14 protein-coding genes are annotated in these 13248 nt (G+C 65.5%); 2 read left to right on the top strand and 12 right to left on the bottom strand.

Annotation, left to right across the window (positions count from 1 at the left end; translation table 11 throughout):
- Window positions 1–101 precede the first annotated feature (101 nt).
- A complete protein-coding gene (locus QRN51_RS12560; protein WP_284990185.1) occupies window positions 102–644 on the bottom strand; it encodes a DUF6036 family nucleotidyltransferase in 543 nt (180 codons plus the stop codon).
- Window positions 634–1179 carry a hypothetical protein gene (locus tag QRN51_RS12555; protein ID WP_284990184.1) on the bottom strand — a complete coding sequence of 182 codons (546 nt, stop codon included), beginning with the start codon at window positions 1177–1179 and terminating at the stop codon, window positions 634–636. Before QRN51_RS12555 ends, QRN51_RS12560 begins: the two co-directional genes overlap by 11 nt.
- 212 nt (window positions 1180–1391) lie before the next feature.
- Here QRN51_RS12555 and QRN51_RS12550 point away from each other — a divergent pair, with 212 nt between their 5' ends.
- Both QRN51_RS12550 and QRN51_RS12545 read left to right on the top strand, forming a co-directional pair.
- Window positions 1392–1889 (top strand): hypothetical protein, encoded by a 498-nt coding sequence (locus QRN51_RS12550; protein WP_284990182.1) that lies wholly within the window; start codon window positions 1392–1394, stop codon window positions 1887–1889.
- A complete protein-coding gene (locus QRN51_RS12545) occupies window positions 1868–2131 on the top strand; it encodes a hypothetical protein (RefSeq protein ID WP_284990181.1) in 264 nt (87 codons plus the stop codon). The genes QRN51_RS12550 and QRN51_RS12545 overlap by 22 nt, the downstream gene beginning before the upstream one ends.
- Before the next feature lie 426 nt (window positions 2132–2557).
- Here QRN51_RS12545 and QRN51_RS12540 read toward each other — a convergent pair whose 3' ends face one another.
- The 10 genes from QRN51_RS12540 to QRN51_RS12495 all read right to left on the bottom strand — a co-directional run bounded on the left by QRN51_RS12540 (window position 2558) and on the right by QRN51_RS12495 (window position 13173).
- Entirely contained in the window at window positions 2558–2836 is a 279-nt protein-coding gene (locus tag QRN51_RS12540) for an HPr family phosphocarrier protein (RefSeq protein WP_284990180.1), read from the bottom strand.
- A gap of 55 nt (window positions 2837–2891) precedes the next feature.
- Window positions 2892–4604, bottom strand: coding sequence for a phosphoenolpyruvate--protein phosphotransferase (locus QRN51_RS12535; RefSeq protein WP_284990179.1), 1713 nt, complete (start codon window positions 4602–4604; stop codon window positions 2892–2894).
- A 157-nt stretch (window positions 4605–4761) separates the two neighbouring features.
- Window positions 4762–5610, bottom strand: coding sequence for a PRD domain-containing protein (locus tag QRN51_RS12530; RefSeq protein ID WP_284990178.1), 849 nt, complete (start codon window positions 5608–5610; stop codon window positions 4762–4764).
- Window positions 5611–5697: 87 nt separating this feature from the next.
- The gene (locus tag QRN51_RS12525) at window positions 5698–7116 is read right to left on the bottom strand and encodes a glycoside hydrolase family 1 protein (protein WP_284990177.1); all 1419 of its coding nucleotides are present in this window, start codon (window positions 7114–7116) and stop codon (window positions 5698–5700) included.
- 14 nt (window positions 7117–7130) lie between these two features.
- Window positions 7131–9086: a beta-glucoside-specific PTS transporter subunit IIABC gene (locus QRN51_RS12520; RefSeq protein WP_284990176.1), complete on the bottom strand. Its 1956-nt coding sequence runs from the start codon at window positions 9084–9086 to the stop codon at window positions 7131–7133.
- A gap of 487 nt (window positions 9087–9573) precedes the next feature.
- The gene (locus QRN51_RS12515) at window positions 9574–9945 is read right to left on the bottom strand and encodes a DUF2255 family protein (protein ID WP_059389075.1); all 372 of its coding nucleotides are present in this window, start codon (window positions 9943–9945) and stop codon (window positions 9574–9576) included.
- Entirely contained in the window at window positions 9917–10822 is a 906-nt protein-coding gene (locus QRN51_RS12510) for an aldo/keto reductase (protein ID WP_284990174.1), read from the bottom strand. The genes QRN51_RS12515 and QRN51_RS12510 overlap by 29 nt, the downstream gene beginning before the upstream one ends.
- Window positions 10819–11253, bottom strand: a complete 435-nt coding sequence (locus tag QRN51_RS12505) for a cupin domain-containing protein (protein WP_284990173.1) — start codon at window positions 11251–11253, stop codon at window positions 10819–10821. The genes QRN51_RS12510 and QRN51_RS12505 overlap by 4 nt, the downstream gene beginning before the upstream one ends.
- A 22-nt stretch (window positions 11254–11275) precedes the next feature.
- Entirely contained in the window at window positions 11276–12262 is a 987-nt protein-coding gene (locus tag QRN51_RS12500) for an aldo/keto reductase (protein WP_284990172.1), read from the bottom strand.
- A gap of 2 nt (window positions 12263–12264) precedes the next feature.
- Entirely contained in the window at window positions 12265–13173 is a 909-nt protein-coding gene (locus QRN51_RS12495) for a helix-turn-helix transcriptional regulator (RefSeq protein ID WP_284990171.1), read from the bottom strand.
- Between the last annotated feature and the right edge of the window lie 75 nt (window positions 13174–13248).

The raw sequence follows: 13248 nt of genomic DNA, 5'->3' as shown, positions 1-13248 counted from the left end.
ACCGTGGGCCGTGGAACCGAGCGAACGGGTTGGAGCTCAAACGGCGGGGGGCTCCGTCGCAGGCCGCCCTCGGGGATGAGGAGGGCGTGGTTGCCTGATTGTCAGCGGCCGGCGGAACTGCGGACCCATGCCAGGGCCCGGTCCCGGCGAATGTCGTCACCACGTACGGTTTCAAGCCGCACGGCAATCGTGTCCGCATCGACCAGCCCATGCTCAAGGAGGGCGTTCACGAAGACGCGGTCCTTGGCCCGGCCGGCGATGAGCTTGGCCGCACATAGGTCGTGCGGTTCAAGGCAGAGTCCGGTCCGGCCATTGGTGTTGGCGTTATTGACCCTCACAAGCCTGTCCGTCCAGCCCTCGGGCAGCACCGCAGTGTCCATGCCGACGCCTTGGACATAAAACCCGTGTGTTTCGTGGAAGAACGACATCTCACCGATGGCCGCGTCCAGCTCGGTCGCCAACGACTGGGCATCATCGTCCTCCATCGGAGCGACGTCGACTTCCTCGGACATCGTCGCCTCGAGCGGCAACTCGTCCTCCGTGAATGACCCCAGGATTGCCTGGCTGCCGATGATCACGACGGTGTCGTGCCGGATGATTTCCGTCGCAGCCCGAATGGCGTGCTCCAACTGGCTACGATCCATGCCGCGTCGCCTTGTGAATGGCCAAGAGCCTCTCCTCATCTGTCAGGACTCCGGCGAAGGGCGTCATCTGGCGCAGGTCGATCGACCGCTCGTCCGGGCGGAGCATCACCTCAATAAGGTTCTCGACCGGGCCGGCGAGCAACGCCGACCATTCACTCACCCACCCCTCGGCAAAGGAGCCCCGGGACCTTGCCGCAAGACGGGCGAGGTTCACCCCCGCCTTAGCCAGCACAGCCTGAGGATCGACACGCAACTTCTCGGCAACGGCCCGGTGCAACTCATACGACACCCGTTCCTCCCGCCGTTCAAACGCCGGCCGGCCGGCCCGGGCCTTCTCCAACAGGCGCTGACTCACCGAAGGACTGACAGCCGTCGCCTTGGCGATCCCCCGAACCGTCATGCCCTCGACCCACAAAGAAAAGACAGCTTCAGCGCGGCTATCCGAAGCCGCAACCATCTCCCGACGCGCCCTATTGGCCGCCTCGCCAGCAACTTTCACCTTCTGGATGAGCTCATCCGTCAACACGGTGGACATGCTTGTATCCTACCCGGATACAGGTATTTTCTAAAAGCCAGCGATGAGAATACGGCGGCCCTTCGGCCGTTTCCTCGCTCTGCCATCACAGCTTGGGCCAACCTCGCGACGCCGAACAGCCGCCTCTCACCCTGTCATAACAGCCTCTTTCGGGTGTCATGACACCGCGTAGACTTGACCGTAAAGGTCAAGCCCTCTGAAAGGAGCGCGCCATGTCGGCAGGCACGCCACGGCACACGATCCGCGTGAGTGATGACCTGTGGAACGAAGCCCACCGCAAAGCCCTGCGGGAAGGCACCTCCGTGTCTGAACTCATCCGCATCCGGCTCCGCGAGTACGTCCCGGCCCCGGTCGAGCACCGGCACACCATCGCCGACTCCCTCGCGTACCTGGTCCCGAACGCGTTCAACGACCTGCACGGCCCTGCCGCCGGAACCGTGGAACTCCCGCTCCATCTGGACTGGGGACCGGAAAGAAGCTACACCGTGGATGACGACGGCAGCTGTTCGGCGCTGTACCAACTCACCCTGCAGAATTCGGGATCCATCGAGGAAATCTGCCGCATCGTCCACCCGGCACGGCAGACGGCCCTGTGGCCTACCATGATCCTTCCCTCACGGTGCAGGCAGCTCTGGGAAAACACCTTCCCCCAGCTTCCCGCCACCCGCGAAGCGAAGGAACACCCATCATGGACGACGCTCAGCGCGTAGCAGCCAAAATCGCCCTCGGCGCCCTGGCCGCCGACGGCTTCCTCCTCGCCGGCGGCCAGGCCCTCATTGAACACGGCATCACCGAACGCCTCTCGGACGACATCGACCTCTTCGCCCTCCACCGACGCCACACCCCGGCAACCTTCGCCGCATCGGTACAGAAAATGACAGCCGCCTCGAAGCCGCCGGATACACCGTCAAGATCACCCGACACTAGGAGGAGTTCGCCAGCGTCACCGTAGGACACAACGAAGAAGCCGTCGTCATCGATCTCGGACTGGACTGGTGGGAGAACTCCCCCGCCATCATCGACATCGGACCGATCCTGTCTCTGAAAGACTCCGTCGCATCCAAACTGCTCGTCGTCTACTCACGCGGATACGCCCGCGACTAGCTCGACGCCTACTCCATCATCACCAGCCGCCGCTTCACCCACCAGCAACTGATCACCCTCTGCCAACGCCGGGACCCGACCCTGGACCTGCCAACCTTCGCCGCCGCCATCGCCAGGCACCGGACACTCCCCACCACCGAATTCACCAAATACGGCCTCCACCCCAGCGAACTCCCCACCCTCAGCACCACCCTCCTGGACTTCGCCACGACAATCCACAACGCCTCATCAGCCGACTGACCTGCCGGGCGGACATTGTCTCTTCCGGAAATCGTCAGAAGGCGTCCAGGTCGGTTTCAACCAGGGCTGCGAGCTTGTCCAGGGCCTCTTCGGCGCCAGCGCCCTCGGCGCGCAGCACCACCGTGTCGCCGTTGCCGGCGCCCAAGGTCATGAGGGACAGGATGCTCGAGGCGTCCATGGCTTCGTCCTCAGGGGTGCCGTCCATGGCGATAGTGACCTCGACGTCCAGTTCAGCGGCGGCTTCGGCGAAGATTGCCGCGGGACGGGCGTGCAGACCGGAGCGGCTGGCGACTTCGGCTTTGAGTTCGGTCATGGGGTTCTCCTTCAGAATGGGGATCGATGAGGGTCGGGTGAAATCCAGGGTGCTTCTACAGGCCCAGTTCGGCCAGGATCGGCAGGCGGGCCCGCACGGAGTCGCGGCCTTCCGCAGCTGTGGCGGCTCCCACCGCCAGGGCCGCCACCTCCTGCGCCTCGGCCAGGGTGACGGTCTTCAGCACCGCGCCCACGGCTGCGAGCGAGCGGGCCGTCATGGAGAGCGTGTTCACGCCAAGGCCTGTGAGGACGACGGCGAGGGCCGGGTCCGCAGCGGACTCGCCGCAGACGCCCACGGCCTTGTCCCCAGCGGTCTTCGCACCCTCGACGGTCAGCTGCACCAGGCGCAGAACGGCCGGCTGCCACGGGTCGTTGAGCCCGGCGAGGGGGCCGAGCATGCGGTCCGCGGCCATGGCGTACTGGGTGAGGTCGTTCGTGCCCAGGGACGCGAACTCGACTTCCTTAAGGACACTTCCGGCGGTCAGCGCGGCGGAGGGGACCTCCACCATGACGCCCGGCGTCTTCAGCCCCGCGGCGGCACACAGGCTGGCGAAGTGCGCGGCCTCGGGCCGGGTGGCGATCATCGGGGCCATGACCCACACGACCGCCTCGGAGTCAGCGGCCGCCCGCGCAATCGCGGAGAGTTGGCGATCCAGCACGCCCGGGGTGGTCCAGTCGGTGCGGTAGCCGCGGACGCCCAAGGCGGGATTCGGCTCTGTGGAATCGGTCAGGAACGGCAGGGGCTTGTCCGCCCCGGCGTCCAGGGTGCGGACCACCACCTTCTTCCCCGGGAAAGCCGCGAACACGGCTCGGTAGGCGTCGGCCTGCTCGGCCACCGACGGCTCGGTGTCCCGCTCCAGGAAGCAGAACTCGGTGCGAAACAAGCCCACGCCCTGCGCGCCCATGCCCGCGGACGCCTCAGCGTCCTTTGCGTTGCCCACATTGGCCAGCAACGGCACCGGGTGACCATCCGCCGTCGTACCCGTGCCATCGAAGGAAGCCAGGGTCGCGGCACTGACCGCCCACTTCGCGGCCGATTCCCGCTCCGGCTCCCCCGGTTCCGGGACGACGACACCGGCAGCGCCGTCAACGTACACCTCCACGCCGTCGTCGATCGCCTCGATGCCCGCTGCCGCGACGACGGCAGGCAGGCCGAGGGAGCGGGCGATGATGGCGGTGTGGGACTGGGGTCCGCCGCCGGAAGTGGCCAGGGCCAGGACCACGGTGGTGTCCAGGGTGGCGGTATCGGCCGGGGCGAGGTCCTCGGCCAGGAGGATGAACGGGGTAGCGGAGCTGGGGATGCCCGGGGCGGGGGCGCCGCGCAGCTGAGCGACGATGCGGGCGCGCACGTCCAGTACATCAGTGGCGCGTTCGGCCATGTACCCGCCCAGGGCCTTGAACTGGGCGGCCACGCCCTCGGCGGCCTCCCACACGGCGCGTTCCACGCCGGTGCCGGCCGTGATCAGCTTCCCGGCGGCCTTCAGAAGCATGGCGTCCTTGGCCATCAGGGCCGTGGCCTCCAGCACAGCCTTGCCGTCCTCACTGGCCCGGGAGGCGCGATCCTTCAGCTCGTCATGCACCGCCAGCGCCGCGGCCTTCAGGCCAGCGATGGCCTCCGCCGGGTCCGTCCCGACGGGCAGGGCATCACCGGTGGCCGGCTCCGCCAACGGCCCCGGCATGTGCTTGACGGTGGCGATGACGCGGCCCGGATTGACTCCGACTCCCTGGAACCCTGTGGTTCCTGCAGTTTTCAGAGCTGTTGCTTTCATTGAAGTTCTCTTTCGTCTGTTCGGCTCAACAGTGCCCAGCGGGCGTCAATGCTGTCGGTTGGTTGAGAGAGGATTGTGACGGCGTCAGTGCACCGTGCCGCGACTATGGCTCTGCGGGCATGCTGCCCGGCCCTGGAGCGCGAGACGCATCGCGGTTTCAGCGGTATTCGTTCACATCCGCAACGAGGCGGGCCACGTGCAACGCCAGGTAGGCGACCTCGTCCCGGGTGAGGCTCGTGTCCAGTCCCATTTCCAGTAGGTACTGGATCTTGGCGGCGCAGACGACGGCCTCGGCGTGGCTCTGGATGATCGCGTCCACGAGTACGGAGGACTTCTCAGAGATCTGTTTGCCTGAGGCGACTCGGCTGAACAGGTATCGCAGATGGGTGACGAAGCGCGCTGCGTTCATGGACTGCTGGTCCACGGTGAAGCCGAAGGTCTTGTCCACCAGCGCGAACGCCTGCGCGATGACACCGGTCATCTGCATGGCCTTCTCCATGCCGGGGGTGGCGAACTGGGCGTTCACGAAGTGCATGGCCAAGGCGACTGCTTCGTCGTCGTGCAGTCTCACGCCCAGGGACGCCTCCACCAGGCCCAACGCCTCGCGTCCCGTGGAGAGCTCCTTCGGGTACAGCTGGGAGACCTCCCAGGCCAGCGGGAACTGCGCCGGGATCCCCGCCTGCAGCCGTTCGACGGCGAAGCTGAGATGGTCAGCGAGCGGTACCACCAGGGCTTGGCTGACCCGCAGGTCGAGCCGCTCCCCCGCCAGCGCCGCGACCTCGCCGGCTGCATTCAGGCAGTCCAAGGGGATGTCATCCAGGAAGCGGGCAAGCCGCTCCACATTGGCGTTCTCCGCCGCGACGAAGACCTGGTCTGCCACTTCGCGGGAGATTTCATCACCCGGTCTGCGGCCGTGGCCGAGGCCCCGTCCGATCACCACAAGGTCGTTGCCGTCGTCATCGATCGCCAGGACCGCGTTGTTGTTGAGCACGCGCTTGACTTGCACGTCTCACCGTTCCTTCCATCAACAGTTCACGGGGTGGTGCGGGGCAGGATGCCCCGCACCACTGGTGCCCGCACCGCGGGCCCGTCCTCAGAAGGACAGTGACTCACCGCCGGTGGCGATGACGTCCTGGTACCAGAAGAAGCTGTCCTTCCGTACCCGGGCCAGTTCCTTCAGATCGTCCTCCGTGCGGTCCACATAGATGAACCCGTACCGCTTGGAGATGCCCTGATGGGTCGAGATCACGTCGATCGCAGTCCAGGGGCAGTAGCCGAACACGTCCACGCCGTCGCTGATGGCCAGGCGGATCTGTTCCAGGTGTAGCTTCAGGAACTCGATCCGGTAGTCATCCCGGACCCGGCCGTCCACCAGCTCGTCCAAGGCACCCAGGCCGTTCTCAGTGATGATGAGCGGCAGCTGGTACCGGTCCCAGAGGCGGCGCATGGTGGTGCGGAAGCCCACCGGGTCGATCTCCCAGCCGAAGGCGTTGACGGGCAGATGTTCGTTCTTCACCGCTCGGTAGAGTCCCACCTCGCCGCGTACGATCTGCTGGTCCCCGCCCCGTACCTGGATGTCCGAGGAATCCCCGCGGGACGCACCCACGGTCTGGGTGGAGTAGTAATTGAACGCGAGGAAGTCCGGCTTCGCGGCGGCCAGCAACTCGAGGTCCCCGTCCAGGATCTCCGGCTCCCAGCCCTTCGATTTCAAGTAGGCCCAGGCCAGGTTGTGGTAAGTGCCCCGCACGGACAGGTCCACGTAGAGCAGGTTGCGGATGGCATCCCAGTCATCGGCCGCGATGATGTCCTCCGGTGCGCTCGTGGCCGGGTAGACGGAGACGATGTTCGGCGCGGGGCCGATCTTCGCTTCCGGCAGGAGCTCGTGGCAGAGCACCATGGCCCGGGCCTGGGCTAGGAACATGTGGTGGTTCTGCTGGTAGAGCTCCTTACCTCCCACCTGGCCGCTGCGGCCCGTGGTCCCGATGGCCCGGCCATGCAGGATCATCATGTTCTGCTCATTGATGGTGAGCCAGAATTTCACCTTGGAGCCGTACTCTTCGAACAGGATCCGGGCGTAGCGTTCGAAGGCATCGATGGTGGCCCGCTCCGACCAGCCACCCTTGGAATCCAGCGCCGCGGGGAGGTCGAAGTGGTACATGGTCACGACCGGCTCGATACCCTTGGCCAGGAGCGCGTCGATCACCCGGTGGTAGTGCGCGACGCCGGCCGGGTTCACCTCGCCGTCGCCGTCCGGGATGATCCGGGTCCAGGCGATGGAGAAGCGGTATGAGTTCAAGCCGAGTTCGGCGAACAGTTCTACGTCCTCGGCGTAGCGGTAGTAATGGTCAGAGGCCACCGTGAAGTCCGTGACACCGTCCGGCCGGTGCATATGGATGTCGATCACGGACGGGCCCTTGCCGTCGGCGTCCCAGCCGCCCTCCACCTGATAGGCGGAGGTCGAGGCTCCCCAGAGGAAGTCCCCAGGGAACGGCGTCAATTGCTCATGCTGCATGGTTATCCCGTTCCTCAGCGTCCGACGGCGGCGATCGCCGCGCCTGCCACCACGGAGCCGCCTTCGAGCTGCTCCACCGGCGCGTCCTTGGGACCGTTGGTCACCACCACCAGCACGGTGGCCGGGTGACCGGCGGCACGGATGGCGCCCAGATCGGCCGTGACGAGCGGCTGACCGGCCTCCACACGGGTTCCGCGTTCCAGCGCGCCGTGGAAGCCCTCACCCTTCATGGTCACCGTGTCGATGCCGACGTGCACCAGCACCTCCACGCCGTCGTCGGTCTTGATGCCGAAGGCGTGGCCGGTCTTCATGGCGACAGCGATCGTGCCGCTCACCGGGGAGACAATGACGCTCTCGGTCGGCTCCACGGCGATGCCGGGGCCCATGGCTCCGGAAGCGAACACCGGGTCACTGACCTCGGCAAGCGGCACCACGGAGCCGGCGCAAGGGGCCGCGAGCTCCACGGTCTCGGCACGCACCAGCGTGGCCATGCCACCCGCACCGCTGGCGACGACGGCGCTCTCGGCAACGGACGAGCGGCGGCCGGACGGTGCGGCGACGGCGTCGTCCGCTGCCGCAGTTGCTTCGCCGGCGGACTTTTCGAACTTGAACGAGAGGATGAAGGTCAGCACGGCGGAGACCACCGCGGAGATGACCAAGGCAATGATGATGTTGATCATGTTCACCAGCGTGTTGTCACCGATGTAGAGGAGCACGGCAGGCAGGCCGGAGGATCCGGTGGCGAAACGGTGCGCCTGGGACAGGCCAGCGTACAGGCCGCCCGCGCCGCCACCGATCATGGCCGCGATCAGCGGGTACCGCTTGGGCAGAGCCACACCGTAGAGGATCGGTTCGGTGATGCCCATCAGGCCGGTGATGCCGCCCGCGGTGGCAATCTGACGCGTCTTCTTGTCCTTGGTTCGGAAAGCGACGACCAGGGACGCTGCACCCATGGCGATGTTGGAGACCAGGGCGCCCGGGCCGAAGATGCTCTCCTTGCCCGTCTGGGCCAGCTGGACGACACCGAGGGGCGCGATGCCGTTGTGCAGGCCGAACATGACCATCACCGGAAGGGTCGCACCGACCAACAGGGCCGGTGCCCAGGCGGCGTTGGTGCTGAGGAAGGTGAAGAACGAGCCCAGGTAGCCGCTGAGGATGCTGCCGATCGGGCCCAGGACGCCGAGGGCCAGAGTGCCCATGATGAGGAAGGTCAGCATGGGGACGAACACGAGGTTCACGGACTTCGGGATTACCCGGGTGAGACTGCGCTCCACGTAGTATTGGGCGAAGATGACCAGGATGATCGGGATGACCGCACCTGAGTAGTTCACCAGCGGGAAGGGTAGGATCTCGAAGAAGCTGACCGGCTCTTTCTTTGTCACCAGGGCCACCCAATTGGGGTGCAGCATCATGGCGGCGACCGCGGCGGCCAGGATGGGGCTGATTTTCAGCTTCTGTGCCGCGCTGAACGCCAGGAGCACGGGCAGGAAGTAGAACACCGCATCTGCGAAGAGGTTCACCAGCACGTAGGTCTGGGAGCCGGTGTTCACTACCTTCAGGACGACCAGCAGGGCCAGGAGGGCCTTGACCATACCAGCGCCGGACAGAGCCGGGATGAGGGGCTGGAAGACGCTGGAGACGAACTCGATGACCGCGCTGCCCACGTTTTTGCGCTTGCCCTTGGCTGGGCCGTCGTCGTCCTTGGCGTTGGCAGACAGATCGCCGAGCTCGCGCTCCACTTCGTCAAACACGTCCTTGACGTGCATGCCGACCACCACTTGGAAAACTCCGCCCTTGGAGAGGGTTTTTGCGATGCCTTCAGTGGCGTTCAGTTCGTCCAGCGCGACGGCGGACTCGTCCTTGAGGGCGAAACGAAGCCGGGTCTGGCAGTGGTAGGCCTCGGTGATGTTGGCTTTGCCGCCAACCAGCCGCACGATGTCTGCGGCTAAGGGAGCGTATTGCTTGCTCATGATTTCCTCGCGTTCTCAGATCCGCCCTTCATTGGGCGGAGGTGTGAGGCAACGCGGCTTGAGCTGTTTCAGGTGATCCTGTTTCGGGGCACGATAAAGGCCCAAGCCGGTTGACCGATGAAGGTCGCAGAGCTTGAGCCTTGCCTCGCCCGAAGCGAGTTACATACCCAGGTCTCGAAAGAACCAGCAACCATCATGTCAGGTGATATGAGTCACGTCAAGCGAAGCGGCCATCGGATCGATCGCGGGACGCATTGACCTCACCGATCGGGTGTCCCTCATGACCGGCCGCAAAGGGTGCAAGGCGTCGTGATCGGCACGAACCTGCTTGGCTCCGTTACCTCATCGGGGTATTCCTCGACCAGCTCACGAAAAGGAAACCGGCAAGCTGATCGAGGTCTTCTCGGACGGCCGTGTGCCTCTGATTGAGCCGGGCGTCGTCGACGCCGGACTGCCCAGCTCGATCAGCGGTCGGAGGGAGGGAGCCCTACCTCGGGTCGACGCGCACTGTCGCCGCGCGAGTCCTCGTTGAGGTCATCGGCGGTAGATACGGGCTGCCTGCGTATTTCTTCGCATAGGCTGCGTCGATGCGGTCGTTGATCTCGCCGTCCACCGGGGTGAACGCAACTTCAGCGTCGATGCCGCCGGCGCGGATGCGCCCAGCCCCCTGCGTCATCGCTGAGCTGTGCCAGCGGGATGCGGGCCCGTTGTACGCGCGAACGTACACGTCACCCTCGACGACGACAGACCAGATCCAGGTCGGTGTGCCCGGAGTCGTGCCGTCATCACGGTAGGGCGAGATGTGGAAGTCGTCGGTCGAGCCGATCTCCTCAAGCTGCTGCGGAGTCCAAGCCGTCATCCTTCATCGTCCTCCCGTGTCGCTTGCCGCCGTAGACCGGGAAAGCGGTGTGCTCGCCGTAGTCCATGTCTTGCAGCTCGCGCAGCGCGGCCATGTCGTCATCGGCGATGACGAAGTCGACTTCGGCGTTGGAGCGCATGTGCTCGGGGTTGGCGGTCTTCGGCAGCGACACCGTGCCCAGCTGCAGCGTGTACCGGATGCACAGCTGCGGCACCGTCACCCCGTATCTCCCTGCCATCGCCCGCACCTCGGTGTTCTTCAGCATCTCCCCGTGGGCAATCGGCGAGTATGCCTGGACAAGGATGCCCTTGCTCACGCAGTAGGCCAGCAGGTCCGCCGGCGTGTTGCCCGCGTGGACCAGGAGCTGGTTCACCTGCGGGACCACGGTCGCGGTGGACAGGATGGTGTCCAGGTCGGATTCCAGGAAGTTCGACACCCCGATGGAACGGACCTTGCCGGCTCGGTAGGCGGCTTCCAGGGCACGCCATGCCTGACGGTTCCCGTCTGCGTAGTCCCCGCCGCGAAAGTCGTCCCACGGCTGCGGAGAATGGATGAGCATCAGGTCGATGTACTCGAGCCCGAGCTTCTCCAGCGACCCATCGATCGCTGCCACCGCACCGTCATAGTCCTTGATTTCCGCAGCCAGCTTGGTCGAGACGAACAGCTCTTCACGAGCGACACTGCTGGTGCGGATCCCTTCGCCCACACCGCGCTCGTTGCCGTAGGCCTGAGCTGTGTCGATGTTGCGGTAGCCGATCTCGATCGCGGCCTTCACCGCGTCAGCAGCTTTGTCGTCGTCGATGAACCAGGTGCCGAGGCCCAGCTTGGGAATCTCGACGCCGTTGGCTAGTGTGTAGCTCTCGTTCAGAATGCTCATGCGCCTTCTTCGTTCTTCGGCAGCTGGGCGTACACTTCGTCGGTGACGGGCTCGAGCCATTCGTTGCTGACGTTCTCACCCGGGGTGATGAAGGCGACGTGGGAGAACCACGAGTATTCCTTCGCCCCATGCCAATGCTTCGTGCCGGCCGGCACACGGATCACCGCTCCCGGCTCCAGGCTGATCGGCTCGGTGCCCTCTGCCTGGTACCAGCCGCTGCCCGCAGTGCAGATCAGGATTTGATCGCCTCCCCCATCGGTGCCGTGGTGGATATGCCAGTTGTTGCGGCATCCCGGCTCGAAAGAGACGTTGCTGACCGGCACGATCCCGCCGGCGAGCGGGGCCAGGTAGCTCTGGCCAATGAAGTACTGGGCGTAGGCGTCGTTCTTCTCCCCGAGAGGGAAGATCTGTGTGAAGTTGTTGTCAGTCATTCTGCTTTTCCTTATGTTGTGATCAGTGATTGACGTACGCCATGTGCTCGGGGTTGTAGCGGTCTCCGCGGACGCCGAGGCGCCGGGCGAGGCTGTCGAGGTCGGAGCGCTCGTCCGCGGAGAGCGCGAGCTGAGTGGCTGCTGCGTTCTCCTGTATGCGCTCGGTGCGTCGGGTGCCGGGAATCGGCACGATCCCTGGTTGCTGCGCGAGCAACCAGGCAAGGGCGACCTGGCCCGGCGTCGCGCCCTTCGCCTCGGCGAGGCCCTTTACGTGGTCGACGAGCTTCTGGTTCGCTGAGAGGTTCTCCGCCTCGAACCGCGGGACACGGTTGCGGATATCGCCCTCGGTGAAAGCCGTCGCCGAGTTGATGGTGCCTGTGAGGAAGCCCTTGCCGAGCGGACTGAAGGGGACGAATCCGATGCCGAGCTCCATCAGCGTCGGCAGCACCTCTGTCTCAGGGTCCCGTGTCCAGAGCGAATACTCGCTCTGGACCGCGGTGACCGGGTGCACGGCGTGAGCGCGGCGGATCGTGGCCGCGGAGGCCTCGGAGAGGCCGAAATGCTTAACCTTGCCTTCGGCGATGAGCTCGCCGACCGTGCCAGCGACATCCTCAATCGGCACGGCCGGGTCGACGCGGTGCTGATAGAACAAATCGATCACGTCCGTGCGCAAGCGGCGTAGGGACTCGTTTGCGACGCAGCGGATTTGCTCTGGCCGGCTGTTCAGGCCCGCCATCCTGTTGTCCCGGATGTCCCAGCCGAATTTGGTGGCGATGACGACCCGGTCGCGAATCGGCTCAAGCGCCTCGCCGACGAGCTCTTCGTTGACGTACGGCCCGTAGACCTCTGCCGTGTCGAAAAACGTCACGCCCTCGTCGACTGCCGATCGCAGCACGGCGACCATCTCATCGCGATCGCCGGGATTGGGTCCGTAGCTCTGGGACATGCCCATCGCGCCGAGCCCGATCGCGGAGACCTTGAGGTCCTGGCCAAGTGTTCTGGTGTGCATGATCAATCCTTCGTAGTAGTGGTGTCGTCCAGCACGGGGCGCGACGGCGATACGGTCATGGTGGCGATTTCGGTGGCGGCGAGGCTCGCGAGCAGCTGCAGCCGTTGGTCGCTCGGCGATCCGGGCTCGGCGGTGTAAATGAGGAACGAAAGCCCGGGCTCGGCGGTCAGTTCCAGACCCTCGTAAGTGAGGGTGAGGTCGCCGACCTCGTGGTGGTGAAAGTCCTTTGTCCCCGAGCCGTGGCGGCGGACGTTGTGCGCACCCCACCGCGTGCGGAACGCGTTACTGCGGGTGGAGAGTTCACCGACGAGGTCGTGCAGCTGCTTGTCCCGTGGGTCATGGCCGGCCTCCGTGCGCAGGATCGCGACGGTGACGTCGGCGGCTGCCTCCCAGTCCGGGTAGAAGGTCCTGGCGCGTTCGTCGAGGAAGCAGTACCGGGCGAGGTTTCCCTGCCCGGGCCCGGCGAAGACCTCGTCGTAGAAGGCGCGGCCCAGAGCGTTGGTGGCCAAGATGTCCATCCGCCCGTTGCGTACGAAGGCCGGGCCGTTCACGATGACCTCCAGTGCACGGGTCAGGCTATCCCTCGCCACCCACGTCTTCGGCTTGCGTCTGCGCACAGGCTGCGCACGCCCGTTGGCGGCCCGGGCGAGGTCGAACAGGTGCTCGCGCTCGGCATCGTCGAGCTGCAGGGCCCGGGCGACCGACTCCAGCACGGAGTCGGACACCCCGACGAGGTTGCCTCGCTCGATCTTGGCGTAATACTCCGGGCTCACGTCCGCAAGCATCGCCACCTCACCACGCCTCAAGCCCGCCACGCGACGGTGACCCGAGACGGCCAGCCCTGCCTGCTCGGGGCTGATATTCGCCCGACGGGACATGAGGAACTCCCGCGCTTCGTCTCTGGTATTCATGCAGACAACGCTATTCCGGCCACCGACCTGGAGGGAGTCCCCACTGGTACACCCTTCACTGGAGACTCCCTCCGC

Source organism: Arthrobacter sp. efr-133-TYG-120 (genome assembly GCF_030209785.1).
GTDB lineage: Bacteria > Actinomycetota > Actinomycetes > Actinomycetales > Micrococcaceae > Arthrobacter.
The sequence above is the reverse complement of the archived record's forward strand: the minus strand, read 5'-3'. Positions and strand labels throughout refer to the sequence as shown.

What these genes read in the sequence shown, in the direction of transcription:
- QRN51_RS12525 (WP_284990177.1), bottom strand. Translation starts at nt 7,116, where the DNA reads ATGCAGCATGAGCAATTGACGCCGTTCCCTGGGGACTTCCTCTGGGGA.
- QRN51_RS12550 (WP_284990182.1), top strand. Translation starts at nt 1,392, where the DNA reads ATGTCGGCAGGCACGCCACGGCACACGATCCGCGTGAGTGATGACCTG.
- QRN51_RS12540 (WP_284990180.1), bottom strand. Translation starts at nt 2,836, where the DNA reads ATGACCGAACTCAAAGCCGAAGTCGCCAGCCGCTCCGGTCTGCACGCC.
- QRN51_RS12545 (WP_284990181.1), top strand. Translation starts at nt 1,868, where the DNA reads ATGGACGACGCTCAGCGCGTAGCAGCCAAAATCGCCCTCGGCGCCCTG.
- QRN51_RS12495 (WP_284990171.1), bottom strand. Translation starts at nt 13,173, where the DNA reads ATGAATACCAGAGACGAAGCGCGGGAGTTCCTCATGTCCCGTCGGGCG.
- QRN51_RS12505 (WP_284990173.1), bottom strand. Translation starts at nt 11,253, where the DNA reads ATGACTGACAACAACTTCACACAGATCTTCCCTCTCGGGGAGAAGAAC.
- QRN51_RS12515 (WP_059389075.1), bottom strand. Translation starts at nt 9,945, where the DNA reads ATGACGGCTTGGACTCCGCAGCAGCTTGAGGAGATCGGCTCGACCGAC.
- QRN51_RS12520 (WP_284990176.1), bottom strand. Translation starts at nt 9,086, where the DNA reads ATGAGCAAGCAATACGCTCCCTTAGCCGCAGACATCGTGCGGCTGGTT.
- QRN51_RS12510 (WP_284990174.1), bottom strand. Translation starts at nt 10,822, where the DNA reads ATGAGCATTCTGAACGAGAGCTACACACTAGCCAACGGCGTCGAGATT.
- QRN51_RS12535 (WP_284990179.1), bottom strand. Translation starts at nt 4,604, where the DNA reads ATGAAAGCAACAGCTCTGAAAACTGCAGGAACCACAGGGTTCCAGGGA.
- QRN51_RS12555 (WP_284990184.1), bottom strand. Translation starts at nt 1,179, where the DNA reads ATGTCCACCGTGTTGACGGATGAGCTCATCCAGAAGGTGAAAGTTGCT.
- QRN51_RS12560 (WP_284990185.1), bottom strand. Translation starts at nt 644, where the DNA reads ATGGATCGTAGCCAGTTGGAGCACGCCATTCGGGCTGCGACGGAAATC.
- QRN51_RS12500 (WP_284990172.1), bottom strand. Translation starts at nt 12,262, where the DNA reads ATGCACACCAGAACACTTGGCCAGGACCTCAAGGTCTCCGCGATCGGG.